This window comes from Paenibacillus agaridevorans (assembly GCF_003112455.1).
GTDB lineage: Bacteria > Bacillota > Bacilli > Paenibacillales > Paenibacillaceae > Pristimantibacillus > Pristimantibacillus agaridevorans.
Genome location: NZ_BDQX01000144.1, coordinates 1 through 15414, shown reverse-complemented (window position 1 = coordinate 15414; position 15414 = coordinate 1). Strand labels below are relative to the sequence as shown.

Genomic DNA, 15414 nt, shown 5'->3' with positions numbered 1-15414 from the left:
AGGGCATGGAAATTAAAATACGGGAAATTGCAGCAGATGAATATAGCGAAGTTGTTGTTTTATGGAACGATGTACTTGGAGTGCATACGGTTACGGATGAGAACTTTCGCGTTACGATGGAACAGATGATCAAAGCCGGCAATTACAAAACGTTTGTAGCGTTACTTGAGAATATTGTTGTTGGTTTCATATCTATCGTTCATGGATTAGCTGTAGGGTCCGAAAATGGTTATCTGCATATAACCGGCCTTGCTGTTCATAAGGAGTTTCAGCGTCATAAGGTAGGCACTGAACTGCTACGATACACTGAAAATTATGCGAAGGACAGTAGAATATCCAGCATTATTCTATGTACCGGGATGAAGCGGACCAATGCCCATGCTTTTTATGAGCACAATGGCTATGACAAAGATTCATTTTGTTTTGATAAGATTATTAACTTGACTAATGAATAACCATACTTAGTAAATGTAACGATATCTGAAGGATACGCAAATATTATAAATGTTGTTGGCGCTTGTTGTGGCTCAGGCCTTCTCCAAACACAGCGAGACCATGTGATTGATACCAGATCTGCGGGCCTGCTTGGGGGATAGGGACTTGCGTTTGTACTCCGTGAACCCCAGCTTCTCATACAAGCGAATGGCCGGGATATTGGTATCGGCGACCTCTTCGATAATAAAGTTACGGTACGGCAAATGATCCAGCATATGTAGAATAACTGCCGAAGCCGCTCCTTGGCCGCGGAAGGATAAGGCAGTACCGATGAATTCCACCGAGCCCGTTTCGGATGGCGGGTCGACAAACGGCTTTTGGAACTCCCTCTTCAGAATGAGTGCAGCCATCGAGCCCTTGAACCAGCCCAGATACCGACGGAGCGGTGCGCTCTGAAGTTCTAGGGAGAAGCTCCGACAGTCCGTGCATGCCCCGAAGGCTGCCACCCGATCGCCGGCGAGCGCTACATAAAATTGATCCAGCACGAACATATGGGCGAATGCGTTTACGATGACATCCCGGTCTCTAGAGAAATACGTGAGCCACTGGGAGAAGCCGTCGGCGAAAATTTCCGCCATCTGGTGTCTGACCTCTCCTCCAGCGCGGTCTGCCCGGTCAACCTCAAATGCGCCTGAGTGCTTCACAACGTTTCACCTTCCTTTTCGAATACTAAGGTCAAGAGCGATCTCGACGGCATTGAAAATTTTTCCTCCAGCATCATCTTCATCATCGCAAGTCCCTGAATGGAGGAAAAGAAATATTGCGCCATCTCAAAAGCGTTCCCTTCTCGGAGCTTGCCTTGTCGCTGCCCCTGGATGATGAGCTCGGCAGTCGCTTGCAGCAGATCGGTATGGATCTGCTTGAGAGCCGCTTTCCACCCGTCCGTCTCCGTGGAGAAGAAGGATTGCGTCATCAGCAGTAAGAGGTGTCCCAAGTCATCGCCGGAAGACAGATCGAGATATACCTCGTTTGCGAATCGTGCCAGTTCCTCAGCAGGCTCATCGCTGGTCTGAAATTTGACGATCAGCGTCTCAAGTCCGGCCATGGCGAACTGCACCAATTCCTCGAATAGCTGATCCTTTGTTTTGTAATGGCGGTACAGCAGACCGGTGCTAATGCCAGCCTGGTCGGCAATATGCTGCACATTGGTGGAGCCGTATCCTTGACGAACGAATAGCTGCATCGCCGCTGTCTGGATTTTGGTGCGAGTTGCAAGGCGCATGGCCTCGTATTGTTCAGGTGTACGGGGCATTTTGGTTGCTCCTTTAATGAATGAAATTTTATTCATTATAAAATCAAGGATGCAAATTGTCAACATGTAACGTGGACTAGGGTGTACCGGCTATGATCTGTAGAGAAATAACAGCCAGAGGATTACTATAAAGAAAATGAAGATTTCCACTTGAACCTTACGTAACGTAATGATTTATTATAAACACAACAGTAGGATGAAACGCGGGACCAACCGCCATATTAATCGAACAAAATAAATTCAAAATCGGAGGAGAAACGGACATGAGAAAACTCGTATTGTTTATGCATGTGTCGCTGGACGGGTATGCGTCGGATTCGAAAGGGGGACTCGATTGGATTCCGTACAACGAGGAATTAGAGAAATACGCCGAGGAGATCGTAGCCGAAGTCGGAGCTCCCGTATACGGACGCACGACGTATCGCATGATGGAGAGCTACTGGCCCACGATGCTGGACAATCCGAGTGCGTCAAAGCACGATATGGAGCATGCCAAATGGCTGCAGGATGTTAAGAAGATCGTTATTTCCGGCACGATGGACAAGGTGGAATGGAACAATACGATGCTGATCAAGGATAATATCGCAGAGGAAATCAAGGTGCTCAAGGAGCAGCCCGGCAAAAATCTCGTTATCTTCGGCAGCCCGGGAGCGGCCAAGACGCTGCTTAAGCTCGGCCTGATCGACGAATTCCTGCTCACAATTTGTCCGGTCGTCCTGGGCGGCGGACAATCGGTATTCGACGGCGACAGCGAGAAAATCAGGCTCAAGCTGCTGTCCAGCCGAACGTTCAAGTCGGGTATTATCGCCACCCGCTATGAGTTGGAGAAATAGCCATGTAATACGAGTTTGATACCGGATTGTATCAGCAGTACAAAGAAGCCTTCTCGGATGAAGTTGATTCACTAAACCAATAAGCAAACAAAAAAAGGTACAGACCTTCAAGGAATTTGAAGAGGTTGTACCTTTTTTTCTGCTTTTTTTAATAGCATACAACAAATGAACTAGTTTATTCGCACATGCCACTAAAGCCACTTTGTGAGGTTTGCCTTAACAGCGTAACAAAAGGATCGACCAGAATGAAACGGGTTGATAATACGAACGGGCTGGATAGTGTAACATTTACTGTTATTGGTACGTTCTAAAAGCAAAAACAGTTTGGGAGGTGCAGAATGATCAAATGGGATGCTTTTGGAATTTACTTATTAGTATTTCTTTTGATTTTGAGTGGTTGCGGTCAATCAAGGGATGTTGATCATGCAACCGCAGTGAACTTTGATCAAGCCCCACCGTCTAAAGGTGGAGTCAGCTGCCAAGCGTCTTGGCCATATCCATTCGTCTTTTGGGATAATGGACAGACATATATGATTACCAATACAATCGTCAAGAATGATAAAGTAGGAAGCGAGATCGGGCAAGTTAAAAGGGATATCTCTAGTTTTGATTTGATTTCGCTAAAAGATGACGTTAATGAACAACCATATGTGAAACAGGATGGAGATAGTAACGCTTTAGCGGTAGGTAGCAAGATATATGCGTTTAAAGACGAAGATGATAGAGACGTTATTGTAGTGCATCATAATGATAAATATGTTAAAGCGTCCAATACAGTGCGATGTCCTGAAGGTCAATGTATAGAAATATCGGGAGAAAGGACAGCAACTTGGAGCAATTGGAGGAGAAAGGTCTAGTTAAGGATGCTAGTTCAATCGATGGCGTTTTACTTAGAGTGGAGAGCACCGAGATCATGGAAAATAAGGTTACCATCAAAGGATCCGTATATTAGTCCGCAAAAGGTGCGATTGGAACATTGGTCGAAGTAGAGTTCCTAAACGGCAAATGGCAAGTTACCAAAGCCAACGATACATGGATAAGTTAACAGGGGAGCAAGTGCTTATAAAAGAAATAGCAGAAACAAATATACATCAAGATAAAGCGAATACGGGGAGCTGTGAAATCAAATTGAAAGATATTTTTGCAATTAAACAGGCAACCGATCGTTTGGGAGCAGAGGAATTGAAGCCTTATCTGCAGTTTATTTTGGCAGAAATTAAGTTGATGAAGGAGCAGGAAGATACGCTTGAAGCAGCGGCTTCCAAACTGATTGAGCTGTATGACGAGTTGATGGGGCTTCAGGAAAAAAGAGCGGTCTGGAGGCCTGTACCGACCTGTACCCATGTCCATATCGTTATCGGGGATTCCTTTGCCGGGAGCATGAAACAGGCATTAATAGGATTAGGCTGCACGGAAACGCACAAACTGATATCGTTACGGGAAAATTACGCGATTGGTCCGATCTACGGTCTGGACTTACCTGAAGGACGTATGGCACGCGGCGATTGGTTCCGCAACAATATTACGGAAGCCTTCGAAGCTTACACTGAATTCGAAACTGAATACAATGAGCTCTTAGACAAGATAGAACAAATTCCGGAACAGGCGGAAATCATCGTTTGGACCAGTGGCAATACATGCGAGCAGGCAGGAATGAGACACGCGCTTTATCTGCTTCGCAACAAACAAAACGCCATTTCCGTAAATGACGCATGCGCATTTTGTGAGGAGCTTTACAACCGACCAAATGCATACATAGAGTATAGGTATTCGGGAGAAATTCCTTCGGACAAACTACAGAAAGCAATCGTTCAACTAGAGGGCAAAGGTAAGTTGTGCACTGCTGATATCGCGGGGCTGGTACGGGAATGGAAGAAGCTCACGGAACAAACAGGAACGCTGCGCATTTGGCAGGACAACGATGTGCTTGAGGTGTCAGCAGAATATTTTGATCAATACCTGCTAAAGAAGCTGGACGGTCTTAAGCCACCTGTGAAAGATAACGGCTTCCTGAAGTCAGCACGATTAATTGGAGAGGCGATTGGTTATTGCGAGCAATATATCGGGGATTCTTATTTTGAATATCGGCTAAGGGAGCTGATCTATGATGGAGTTCTCGAAATAAAAGGCGTACCCGCCGCGATGCGTTATTACAGCGTCAGACGCAAAAAGTAATCACATGCAACTAGGGGTTGCGGGGCCACGCAACCAAAGCGGTCTTTACTTCTGCAAGGGGTTAATCCAATATAGGCTTATAAATTGCAGAAAGGTAGTTGCGGCTATGATCTTTGGAGAGAAGTTAAAAATGGAAAGAAATAAGAAAGGTTGGTCTCAAGAAGAACTTGCTGAGAAGCTGTTTATAAGCAGACAGTCGGTTTCGAAATGGGAGAATGGTCAGAACTACCCAGGCATTGAAATCATAATTAAAGTAAGCGATCTGTTTGGGGTAACTATCGATGAGTTATTAAAGAGTGACGATGAGTTGACAAAAAAGGTGATAAAAGAAAGTAAGCAATTAGCCCATCCGAAGATAAAGTTATTATTTGATTTCTTCGTTTTAGTGGGCTTAGCGCTGTTGGTAATCAAACTCGTTGTCCTCTTCCTAAACAAAGTAACGCCACTTGAGATTACTCTGTATGGGGGATCATTTTTTTGGAACTTCGGTTCTTTGTTTTTAATGATAGCTGGGGGAATCGGCTCAAGTATCCTAAAAGAAAAATATAAACAAGACTAGTCAGAAGATCAGATGAAGGACCTGGTTATCAAGTGGTCGTTCACCGAATCAGGAGGCGAGAGAACGTGTCGAACAGGGACAAGGAGAAACAGGCTCTGGAGAAAGCGAAGGTGTATGAAACAGGCGAAATTATAACGACGAAAGTGTACAAGGTCAGCTCGGAGCAGAAAAATGAACTTGAACGCTTGTCAACTGAGAGGCTCGAAAAGCTACGCGAGGAGGCAATACCGAATATCCGCGAGCGGTACGAGCAGTTAGTCAAGCTTCGGCAACAACAATTAAAGGCCGACGAGGGTAGCAAACCTCCGGGAGATTCCGCACGATAGAGCTTTTGCACTCCATAAACGATCCGTGCAAATCTAAAAGCCCTTTTCTCACAAAATGAAGAGAAAAGGGCTTTTTGCTGTTTTATTTTGTTTTCGAAGTGTAAAAACAGCATAAAAACGCAATAGAAATGTTAAAAATACGTAAAATAACGCAAAAACTCTTGAAGTAAGCGTAGGAGATCTCTATAATCAAAATTGTTAAACGAACCTAAGACTAACGAAACGAGGAGACATAAATGGACAACGGCGGACGCATTAAAGCGGTCATATTCGATTGGGCAGGAACGGTAGTGGATTACGGCTGCTTCGCTCCTATGCATGCTTTTCTGAACGCATTCGAGCAAGAGGGAGTACCGATTACGAATCGGGAAGCGAGAGAACCGATGGGGATGCTCAAGCGGGATCATATTCAGACGATCCTTAAAATGGATAGAGTCAAGAAGGCGTGGACGGAGCGACATGGCAAAGAGCCAGGGATCCAGGATGTCGATCGTTTATATGCCGGATTCGAAAGCACGCTGATGGAGTCGCTGAAACAATATACCGATCCTATCCCGGGGGCTCTGGAAGCAGTCGAGAAGCTGCGGGCTGCCGGACTGATCATCGGTTCGACGACCGGCTACACGAAGGGGATGATGGAGGTCATCGTGCCGGAAGCGCGGCGAAAGGGCTACTCGCCGGACTACATGGTAGCCTCGGACGAGGTGAGGGCGGGAAGACCCTATCCGTACATGATCTTTCAGAACATGAACGAGCTTGGCGTATTTCCTCCGGAATCTGTTGTTAAGGTTGGGGACACGGTATCGGATATCCACGAAGGAAAAAATGCGGGTGTATGGACGATTGGCATTATTATGGGCAGCAGCGAGCTGGGCTTGACGCAGGCGGAAGTGCAGGATATGGACGAGGACGAGCTGAAGGCAAGGAAGGATGAAGTCAGGCGCACGTTCGAAAAGGCGGGAGCGGATTATATTATTGACTCCATCTCGCAGCTGCCCGGGGAGATTGCAACGCTGGAACGCAATAGATTGGCGAGGGGATTGTAATGAACTCTTTTTACAACCCGGTAGCGATCTACTTCGGTCAAGAATCCGTGCAGGCTTGCGCGGAGCAAGTACGCAAACAAGGTTCGCTCTTCAGCCGGGTATTGATTCTGACCAGAGGCGGCGGCGTGGATCGTAACGAATTGCTGGCGCCGTTAATAGATGCTCTTGAAGGCAAGCATACAAGAGTGCTGGAAGTCACGCTCAACAATCCGGATATCGTGGATATTTATAAATTGCTTCAGAGCGTAGGCGACTTCGACTATCAGATGATTATCGCGATCGGCGGCGGCAGCGTCATGGATGCGGCGAAGGCGCTCTCGGCCCTGCAACATGCGCAAATCCATAGCCCGGCGGACGTAAGGGAGTACATTACGAACGAGATGTATGCAAACAAGCCGTCGCTCGCGCCTTGGATCGGTATTCCGACCACGTCCGGGACGGGCTCCGAGGTGACATGCTGGGCGACGGTGTGGGACGAGGAACGCGGCTGCAAATATTCGGTCTCGGACAAGAGACTGTTTGCGGATGCTGCGCTAATCTTGCCGGAGCTGACCGTAACGATGCCGCTCCGCTTAAGCGTGGCCACCGCGCTGGACGCGATGTGCCATGCGACCGAAGCGTACTGGTCCGTGCATTCCAATCCGATCTCCCGCGCTTACGCGCTGCAGGCGATCGAGCGGATTCGCGAGGCGCTTCCTCAGCTTAAGGAGAATCCGAACGATCTGGACAGCAGAGAAAAACTGTCGCTCGGAAGCGTGCTGGCCGGCCTCGCGTTCAGCAATACCAAGACGACGGCATGCCACTCGATCTCCTATCCGCTCACGCTGCTTCACGGCATCGATCACGGCATCGCGGCCAGCCTGTCGCTCGCCGTCGTTCTGAAACATAATTATGCAACTTTGATCGAACCGGATAAGCTCCTTCGCGCTTTCGGAGCCGAAGATGCGGATGGCGTGCAACGATTTCTGAAATCCGTTTACGCCGCCTACGGACTATCCGATTCCCTTAAGGCTTACGGCGTGGCGGAGCAGGATATCGAGACGATCGTCGCGCATGCGTACACCAAAGGCCGAATGGATAATAATCCGGCTGCCATTACGCCGGAAGAGTTGAATTTAATGTTGGCTTCATTGCTATAACACATAGCGTTAACAAATTCCGATTATGATGGAGGAGTATTGAAATGAAAAAGGCATTATCGCTCGTTCTTACTTTGGTTCTCGTTGGGCTTCTCGCCGCATGCGGCGGCAATGAAGCCGGAGACAACGGCGGTTCGGCTTCTTCCGGATCCAAGGACACGATCACGATGGTCTGGTATCCTAACGAATCTGGTTCGGAGCTCAAGGGCGCGCGGGACGAATTCTCTCGTATTATCGAAGAAGCGACGGGCAAGAAGGTCGAGCATCAAACGACAACGGACTACATTATCGCAATCGAAGCCATGGCTAACGGCAATGCCGACATTGGATACATGGGCGCGCAAGGTTACGTAGAAGCCAACGCAAAGAGCGACAAGGTGCAACCGCTGTTCGTGCAGAGCGGCGAGTCCGGCACCCTTGACGACGCCGTATATTACAGCTGGCTGGCGGTCAAGAAAGGCGAAGAGGACGCCTATAAGAGCGGCAGCGAGTTCTCGATCGACAACATCGCCGGCAAAAAGTTTTCGTTTGTATCCAACTCGTCGACTTCCGGCTTTAAAGTGCCTTCCGCGGGTATCGTAAACCACTTTAGCCAAATGGAAAAGTTCAAAGAGCTTACGGCGGAAGACCTGCTGCAAGGCGGCAGCGACAAAGTATTTACCGAAGTTTTGTTTGGCGGCTCGCATCAAGGCTCCGCGGTCAATCTGTTGACAGGCAAGTCCGATGTCGCGGCATTTTGCGACACGTGCGTAGCCAACTATGTGGAATTGGTATCCGGCGACGCGAACAAGCCGGGCTCGGTCTACAAGGTAAAAGAAGGCGCGGAGGAGCCGTTTAATACGATTACCGGCCAAGAATTCGTCCTGATCTCCGTTACGCCGGTACTGAACCAGCCGTTTGCGATCAATACCGATACGCTTAGCGCCGACGACCAGAAGAAGCTGCTCGAACTGTTTACATCCGATGCGGTAACGAACAACGAAAAAATATTTTTGCCGAAAGACGCAGAAGGCACAGCTATCTTTAAGAAAAAGTCCGGCGAAGAGAAATTCGTGGCAGTTGAAGATGCGTTCTTTGACCCGGTAAGAGAATTGTCGGGCAACTAATTTGGGGTAGCTACACCATGGAAAACGCCTACTAGCGCATGAATAAGAAATGAGGAATTAACATGAGGACGCTGCTCGAATTCAAGCATGTATCCAAACAATACGGCTCGGAGACGCGCGCGTTGTCGGATGTTAACTTCGCTGTGAAGGAAGGGGAGTTCGTTTCAATCATCGGTCCTTCGGGAGCGGGGAAATCGACTCTCCTTCGCTGCATTAATCGCATGATTGACGCCAGCAGCGGAGAAATCGTCTTTGACAACGCAAGCGTATTGGCATTGAACAAAAATGAGCTTAAGAAGCTGAGAACCCGGATCGGCATGATCTTTCAACATTATAATCTCGTCAACAGGCTTAGCGTAATCGAAAACGTACTGCATGGCAGGCTCGGCTACAAGTCGACTTTGGCGGGGGTGCTGGGCCTGTACACCAAAGAGGAGAAGGCGCAGGCTTACCGTCTTCTGCAGGTTCTTGGGCTGCAAGAGCAAGTGTACAAGCGCTGCGACCAGCTTAGCGGCGGTCAAAAGCAAAGGGTCGGCATTGCGCGGGCGCTTGTGCAGGATCCGAAAATGCTGCTTTGCGACGAGCCGATCGCTTCGCTCGACCCCAACTCTTCAAAAGTCATCATGGAGCATCTGCGCGATATTTGCTCCAAGATGGGAATCACGGTCGTCGTGAACCTGCATCAGGTCGATGTAGCGATGAACTACTCGGATCGCATTGTCGGGGTCAATAAAGGAACGGTCGTTTATGACGGTCCGCCTGCCGGACTGACCAAGGAAAAGCTTCGCGCGATATATGGCGCCGATTATGACAAGCTGACGGAAGAGGAAGGCGGTCGCCATGTCGGGTAGCTTTTTCCTTCGCAAACGGCTGAACACGTTGTTTTTCTGCGCGCTTGTGCTCGCGCTTACCATAATCGCGATCATCATTACGGAGTATGACGTAGTTAAAGGGTTTACTTCCGTCCCCAAGGCGGCGGAATGGGCGGTCAGCAATTTCGTCCCGAACGAGAAGGCGATGGATAAGCTGCCGGACATTATCGACAAACTGCTCGAAACGCTGCTGGTATCTATCGCGGCGACCAGCACGGCTGCGGTATTTGCGCTTGTCTTTGCCGTGTTAGGCTCTCAGAAGACGGGCATCGGAGGCCCGTTTAGTATGATCAGCCGTTGGATTGCCACCGTGTTCCGCAATATAGACGTCGCGGCATGGTCGATGATTCTGCTGTTTTCTTTCGGCCAGAACGTGCTCACCGGATATTTGGCGCTGTTCTTCTGCTCCTTTGGTTTTCTGACACGCGCGTTTATGGAGTCGATCGACGAGATGAGCATGAGCTCCGTCGAGGCGCTTCGGGCAACGGGAGCGGGTTATATTCATATTGTGGCGCATTCGGTCATCCCGTCGAGTCTGCCGCAGTTGATCAGTTGGGTGCTGTTTACAATCGAGACCAATATTCGGCAAGCGACTTTAATCGGAATATTAACAGGGACCGGAATCGGCTTCTTGTTTAACCTATATTACAAAAGCTTGAATTACGCTTCGGCCTCCCTGGCCGTCATCGCGATCGTCGTCGCCATCATGATCATCGAATCGGTCTCGAATTACGTCAGGAGAGTGATCATGTAAGATGCATGCCAACACCAACATACCTGCCAAGCCGTTTAACAAATCATCTTTTGTTATCCGAATGACATTGCTGATGCTTGTCGCGCTTACGCTGTTCGGCTTGCTGACGTTCGACTACAAGGATCTGGTTTTATCGGAAGCGATTCGCAAGACGGGGGATACGCTGGGGACGATGCTGATCGAGCCGCATGCCAAACATTTCACCTTCGGCGAGGCTCTCGGGCAAGTCACCATCACAATCGGACTTGCGTTCCTGACGACGCTGTTCGGAGCGGTCATCGCGCTGTTCCTTGCATTGCTTACGGCGCGCAATCTGTCCCGTCCCGCGGTCTCGCTCGCGATCAAAAGCGTTGTAGCCTTTATACGCGCCGTGCCTACCGTGCTATGGGTGTTGATCTTCGCCGTAGCCGCGGGACTTGGTAGTGTTGCCGCCGTCATCGGCATGACCTTCCATTCCATCAGCTACCTGGTCAAAGCCTACTCCGAGTCGATCGAGGAGCTGGAAGACGGCGTCATCGAAGCGCTTCGCGCCAGCGGAGCGGGATGGTGGCAGATCGTATTTCAGGCGGTGCTGCCGTCTTCGATCTCGTATATCATTTCCTGGACGTTCGTGCGGTTCGAAATCAATTTCGCCGTAGCGGTTGCCATGGGTGCGGCTGCGGGAGCAGGCGGCATCGGATTCGATATGTTTATGGCCAGCAACTTCTATTTCGATATCCGCGAGATCGGCTTTATTACGTATATGATTTTGGCATTCGCGATCCTTCTGGAGCTTCTTGCAAGATGGATTAAAAGAAAGCTTGCCGTCAACGCTTAAGGTTAAGATACAGCCGCTCATGTATGGGTGCGCTGTATTTTGCGTGTCTTTATAACGGTAAAAAGAAGCAAAAAGTAGTACAAAAAACTAAAATAGTTGAGGAGCTCGTAGCGGGCATGTATACTAGAGGGAGAAGAAGCGGAATTGATGTCGGGAGCGGGGGATAAAGTGCTGCAGGAAGAACGTTATAAGAAGATTCAGGAGATACTGAAGCAGAATGATTCCGTCAAGGTAACGGAGCTCGTTAGCGTCCTTAACGTGTCGATCGATACGGTCAGGCGCGATCTGGAAAATATGGAGACGAAGAAGCTGCTAAAGCGCGTGCACGGCGGCGCCATCCTGCCCGAGGAGCGGGGCGACCAGAACGTCTTCTCCTATCGCGAGAGCAAGAACAAGGAGAAAAAGGTCGAGCTTGCGCAGCTCGTATGCGAACACGTATCGGAAGGACAAGCCATTGCGTTAAACGCGGGAACGACGAATCTGGAAATCGCCAAGAAGCTGGCGGAACGCTTCGAGCGGCTGACGATCATCTCGAACGGTCTGCGCATTATCGAGCAATTCGCGAACAAGCCGGGCTTTACGGTCATTGTGCCAGGCGGCGTGCTGGATCAGCAGGAGTATGCGCTGTACGGCAAAAAGTGCGAAGAGGATATCGCAGGCTACAATATCGATCTGGCTTTTATATCCATCAACGCGATTTCCGTAACCAAAGGACTGACCGACTTCCGCATCCACGAGATCGATATTATCAAAGCGATCATGAGCAGTGCCAGACAGACGATCGTCGCGGCGGATTCCAGCAAATTCGAGAAGGTGTCGTACCTGAACGTATGCCCGCTGGATCGCGTCGACATGATCATGACTGATTCCACGATTAACGAAGACGTCGTGAGAAAATATAAAAATTCAGGGATTAAGGTCGTTTACCCACAAAACTGATTCACGCCGTCCGATTGGACGGAGAATGACAGAAAGCGTATTTGTCGCCGTTTCCAGGCGGTGTCGAATACGCTTATTTTTTTTGTAAAAAACGCATCGCATTTTAATTACCTTCACCAATGTGCAATATTTAGCGGTAATATTCGATATGAAATGTTAAGATACTGCAAAAACATGTAATTGATATTGCTTATAATTGCCGTTTTTCTATATACTCAGTTTGGGGCAAATCCCATATACCCAAAAGGAGTGGATTAAAATCATGATTGTCAGAAAATCGCTGGCGGCTTGGTTGCTGGTCATTGCAATTGTAGCTCAATGCTTTGGAGCGGTCTCGGCTGCATCTGCGGAGACGGACGCTCCGCAAGGCCTGCTCTTTGACCCGGCGAAACAAAACTCCATCGCTTTAAACGCGATGCTGGAAGGTGTTCCGGCCACTTTCGAGATGCGCGCGAAATTCGCGGCTAATCCAGGTGCGAGGCAAGTACTGTTCGGCAACTACCGAGCAGCAGCAAGCACGCAATTTAGTCTCGAACTGACAGCCGGCAATCAATTCAGATATTATGAAATTTCGAACGGCGGCAAGTTGATCGACAGATCGACAACAGGCTTGTCGATCACGACGGGGCAATGGACCAATCTGGCCATCACCCGCGACGCAGCAAACAAAAAAATCGATGTGATTCAGGACGGAGCGGTGGTAGCGACCTTCGAGAACGTCGACCTGCCGGAGCAGGTTGTTATGGAAAGCATTCATAGTATCGGCACCGATACGAGAAACGGCCATTTCGTCAGAGCGGAAATCGCGGAAGTCAGGCTGTGGAGCGACGTGCGAACGATGGACGAGCTTCGCGACAATGCAGATGCGGATATCCAAGGTGACGAAGAGGGACTTATGCATGCATGGACGATCGACGACTCGTCGCTTAACGGGATTATAAACGTTATTCGGGACAAGACCAGCAAAATTGACGGAACGCCAAAAGGTTTCGAACGGCAATACACGAGCGAGTTCCAAGCCACAGGGACAAGCTTTGCGGATGGCCTCGAGATCGCGACAAAAAATCATGTGGCGGCAGCTCCGCGCACGGTGGAGGCATGGGTAAACGTTCCGGCGAATACGCCGAGCGGCCAACGTGTGGGCGTCATTATGGGCAACTACGAGAATTCCTCGTACAGCGACGTGTCGCGATTCAGCTTCGAAATATTCAACAACGGGGCTCCGAGATTGTTTTGGGTAAACCACAAAGATTATCAATTGAACTATGTGGCCAATAACGTGAACGTGAACGCGGGCGATTGGGTGCATATTGCGATGGTTCTCGATGAAGAGAACAAAACGGGAACAACGTACATTAACGGCGAAAAAGTTCATGAAGAGGCGCTCGCTATCCCGGAATTTCCAAATGATACGACCTCACGCGAGATGAAGATCGGCTCCGACTTCAGAGGGACCACGATGTCGTTTAAAGGGGAAATCGCGGATCTGCGGGTATGGTCGACAACCCGAACGGCCGAAGAAATCAAAGCGCATTACAAGGAGTCGCTGCAAGGAACAGAGGAAGGACTCATGGGCAACTGGAAGCTTGATACGGCCGAGAACGGCGTGTATTCGGACTCCTCGCCGTACGCGAACGACGCGCTTCCGTATGACGAAGTGACTTCGAACTGGCTGGCGCCCGACTTCGCGGAAGGCGATTACACGATCGCCGTCATTCCGGATACGCAATACATGGCCAGACTGCATCCTCAAGCGATGAAAGATTACATGAAGTGGATGAAGGATCACGCCGACGACATGAACATCAAGCTGGCGATTAGCGTGGGCGATATCGTCGACACGGCTTCGAGCACGACGGAGTGGGCCGCAGCCGCCGACGCGTATGCCGAACTGGACGGGGTTATCCCGTACGTCCTGGTTCCGGGTAATCACGACGTCATCTTGAACAATGCGCAGCTGACCCGCAATTATACGAATTACAATCAATATTTCCCGTATAGCAAATATTCGCAGGAGCCGACTTTCGGAGGAGCCTTCGCCGAAGGCAAGATGGAGAATACGTACCATTTCTTCAACATTGGCGATGTGGAATATATGGTTCTTGCTATCGAATTCGCGCCTAACGACGCCGTGTTGGCTTGGGCAAACGAAGTCGTGGCGGCGAATCCGGACAAAAAGGTGATCATGTCGACGCATACCTACGTGTATCACAACGGCGAACACATCAGCACCGATCACCATCATTATCCCAGCTCTTATATTAGCGATGCGAATAACGGCGATGATATGTGGAACGAATTCGTGAAAAAGCATGATAATATCGTGCTCGTTTTGTCCGGCCACATCGGCCATCCGGATCTGGTCGTGCGCGAGGATATGAACAACTTCGGCAGTTCCGTCAAGCAGATTCTTGCGGATGCCCAATATATGAGTCCACAAGATCTTGGCATGGTGATGCTCATGACGTTTAAGGAAGGCAGCGATAACGTGGACGTAAACTGGTACTCCGTAAAGAACGACCAGTTGTTCCGCGCGAAAAATCAATTCTCCATGGAGCTGAATCTGCATTCGGGAACGCCTGGAGAAGGGGGGCCTGACGAGGAAATTCGGCTGTCCGCCGCGGATCAATCGGTAAACAAGGGCAGCGTCTTTACGGTGCCGGTCACGATAGAGAAGGGGGCCAAGCTGGTCGGTTTGGAGGGAATCCTGAACTACGACTCCAGCCTGCTCGAGCTTGAAAGCTTCGAATTCGCGGTGTTCGACTCGACAAATGCGGTAAATGACGAGACACCGGGCAAGGTCGGCTTCGCGGGCATATCCGGCGACGCGCTGGCCACGGACGAAGCAACCGTGGTCGCAAACGCGACCTTCCGCGCGAAAGCGGATCTTTCAGCGGATGCAACGACGGCAATCTCGTTCGCCAGCGTGCGCGGCATCGTGCCAAGCGAGACGGGCGAATCGGAGTACGTTCCGATTCAAACGGACGATGCGGTCATCACGATCGTCAGCCGGGCTCCGGGCGATCTAAACGGCGACGACAGCTTGGATCTGCTCGACGCAAGAGCGATTCTTAAGCTGATCGCGGCAGGGGGGGGGCGCG

Annotated in this window: 16 protein-coding genes; 14 read left to right on the top strand and 2 right to left on the bottom strand. The window is 49.8% G+C overall.

Features of this window, described 5'->3' with window-relative positions; all coding sequences use genetic code 11:
• A partial coding sequence (locus PAT3040_RS13795) for a GNAT family N-acetyltransferase (RefSeq protein WP_258234969.1) occupies positions 1 to 455 on the top strand: 455 nt, incomplete at its 5' end.
• Positions 456 to 527: 72 nt separating this feature from the next.
• On the opposite strand, the gene PAT3040_RS13790 is transcribed toward PAT3040_RS13795, so the two are convergent.
• Positions 528 to 1139 carry a GNAT family N-acetyltransferase gene (locus tag PAT3040_RS13790; RefSeq protein WP_258234968.1) on the bottom strand — a complete coding sequence of 204 codons (612 nt, stop codon included), beginning with the start codon at positions 1137 to 1139 and terminating at the stop codon, positions 528 to 530.
• A complete protein-coding gene (locus PAT3040_RS13785) occupies positions 1136 to 1747 on the bottom strand; it encodes a TetR/AcrR family transcriptional regulator (protein WP_087571316.1) in 612 nt (203 codons plus the stop codon). The genes PAT3040_RS13790 and PAT3040_RS13785 overlap by 4 nt, the downstream gene beginning before the upstream one ends.
• A gap of 263 nt (positions 1748 to 2010) precedes the next feature.
• Here PAT3040_RS13785 and PAT3040_RS13780 point away from each other — a divergent pair, with 263 nt between their 5' ends.
• The 13 genes from PAT3040_RS13780 to PAT3040_RS13720 form a co-directional block, all read left to right on the top strand.
• Positions 2011 to 2580: a dihydrofolate reductase family protein gene (locus PAT3040_RS13780; RefSeq protein WP_108993150.1), complete on the top strand. Its 570-nt coding sequence runs from the start codon at positions 2011 to 2013 to the stop codon at positions 2578 to 2580.
• A 338-nt stretch (positions 2581 to 2918) separates the two neighbouring features.
• On the top strand, positions 2919 to 3437 hold the full coding sequence (locus PAT3040_RS13775) for a hypothetical protein (RefSeq protein WP_108993148.1): 519 nt from the start codon (positions 2919 to 2921) through the stop codon (positions 3435 to 3437).
• Between the two features lie 175 nt (positions 3438 to 3612).
• Positions 3613 to 4755, top strand: coding sequence for a DUF1835 domain-containing protein (locus PAT3040_RS13770; RefSeq protein WP_258234967.1), 1143 nt, complete (start codon positions 3613 to 3615; stop codon positions 4753 to 4755).
• Between the two features lie 106 nt (positions 4756 to 4861).
• Positions 4862 to 5314, top strand: a complete 453-nt coding sequence (locus PAT3040_RS13765) for a helix-turn-helix domain-containing protein (protein ID WP_108993156.1) — start codon at positions 4862 to 4864, stop codon at positions 5312 to 5314.
• Between the two features lie 65 nt (positions 5315 to 5379).
• Positions 5380 to 5640 carry a hypothetical protein gene (locus PAT3040_RS13760; protein ID WP_108993146.1) on the top strand — a complete coding sequence of 87 codons (261 nt, stop codon included), beginning with the start codon at positions 5380 to 5382 and terminating at the stop codon, positions 5638 to 5640.
• A gap of 236 nt (positions 5641 to 5876) precedes the next feature.
• The gene (phnX, locus tag PAT3040_RS13755; protein ID WP_108993144.1) at positions 5877 to 6686 is read left to right on the top strand and encodes a phosphonoacetaldehyde hydrolase; all 810 of its coding nucleotides are present in this window, start codon (positions 5877 to 5879) and stop codon (positions 6684 to 6686) included.
• On the top strand, positions 6686 to 7825 hold the full coding sequence (locus PAT3040_RS13750) for a phosphonoacetaldehyde reductase (protein ID WP_108993142.1): 1140 nt from the start codon (positions 6686 to 6688) through the stop codon (positions 7823 to 7825). The genes phnX and PAT3040_RS13750 overlap by 1 nt, the downstream gene beginning before the upstream one ends.
• 44 nt (positions 7826 to 7869) lie before the next feature.
• Positions 7870 to 8931 carry a PhnD/SsuA/transferrin family substrate-binding protein gene (locus PAT3040_RS13745; RefSeq protein WP_108993140.1) on the top strand — a complete coding sequence of 354 codons (1062 nt, stop codon included), beginning with the start codon at positions 7870 to 7872 and terminating at the stop codon, positions 8929 to 8931.
• Between the two features lie 62 nt (positions 8932 to 8993).
• Positions 8994 to 9782, top strand: coding sequence for a phosphonate ABC transporter ATP-binding protein (phnC, locus tag PAT3040_RS13740; RefSeq protein WP_108993138.1), 789 nt, complete (start codon positions 8994 to 8996; stop codon positions 9780 to 9782).
• The gene (locus PAT3040_RS13735) at positions 9772 to 10557 is read left to right on the top strand and encodes a PhnE/PtxC family ABC transporter permease (RefSeq protein ID WP_108993136.1); all 786 of its coding nucleotides are present in this window, start codon (positions 9772 to 9774) and stop codon (positions 10555 to 10557) included. The genes phnC and PAT3040_RS13735 overlap by 11 nt, the downstream gene beginning before the upstream one ends.
• 1 nt (position 10558) lies before the next feature.
• A complete protein-coding gene (locus PAT3040_RS13730; RefSeq protein WP_108993134.1) occupies positions 10559 to 11374 on the top strand; it encodes a PhnE/PtxC family ABC transporter permease in 816 nt (271 codons plus the stop codon).
• Positions 11375 to 11521: 147 nt separating this feature from the next.
• Positions 11522 to 12313, top strand: coding sequence for a DeoR/GlpR family DNA-binding transcription regulator (locus tag PAT3040_RS13725; RefSeq protein WP_108993132.1), 792 nt, complete (start codon positions 11522 to 11524; stop codon positions 12311 to 12313).
• Between the two features lie 262 nt (positions 12314 to 12575).
• The coding region (locus PAT3040_RS13720; protein WP_108993130.1) for a LamG-like jellyroll fold domain-containing protein at positions 12576 to 15414 on the top strand (2839 nt) is incomplete at its 3' end.

Bases quoted from the DNA above. Each gene is read 5' to 3' on its own strand.
- PAT3040_RS13785 (WP_087571316.1), bottom strand. From the start codon at position 1,747: ATGCCCCGTACACCTGAACAATACGAGGCCATGCGCCTTGCAACTCGC.
- PAT3040_RS13780 (WP_108993150.1), top strand. From the start codon at position 2,011: ATGAGAAAACTCGTATTGTTTATGCATGTGTCGCTGGACGGGTATGCG.
- PAT3040_RS13775 (WP_108993148.1), top strand. From the start codon at position 2,919: ATGATCAAATGGGATGCTTTTGGAATTTACTTATTAGTATTTCTTTTG.
- PAT3040_RS13770 (WP_258234967.1), top strand. From the start codon at position 3,613: ATGGATAAGTTAACAGGGGAGCAAGTGCTTATAAAAGAAATAGCAGAA.
- PAT3040_RS13765 (WP_108993156.1), top strand. From the start codon at position 4,862: ATGATCTTTGGAGAGAAGTTAAAAATGGAAAGAAATAAGAAAGGTTGG.
- phnX (WP_108993144.1), top strand. From the start codon at position 5,877: ATGGACAACGGCGGACGCATTAAAGCGGTCATATTCGATTGGGCAGGA.
- PAT3040_RS13750 (WP_108993142.1), top strand. From the start codon at position 6,686: ATGAACTCTTTTTACAACCCGGTAGCGATCTACTTCGGTCAAGAATCC.
- PAT3040_RS13745 (WP_108993140.1), top strand. From the start codon at position 7,870: ATGAAAAAGGCATTATCGCTCGTTCTTACTTTGGTTCTCGTTGGGCTT.
- phnC (WP_108993138.1), top strand. From the start codon at position 8,994: ATGAGGACGCTGCTCGAATTCAAGCATGTATCCAAACAATACGGCTCG.
- PAT3040_RS13735 (WP_108993136.1), top strand. From the start codon at position 9,772: ATGTCGGGTAGCTTTTTCCTTCGCAAACGGCTGAACACGTTGTTTTTC.
- PAT3040_RS13730 (WP_108993134.1), top strand. From the start codon at position 10,559: ATGCATGCCAACACCAACATACCTGCCAAGCCGTTTAACAAATCATCT.
- PAT3040_RS13725 (WP_108993132.1), top strand. From the start codon at position 11,522: ATGTCGGGAGCGGGGGATAAAGTGCTGCAGGAAGAACGTTATAAGAAG.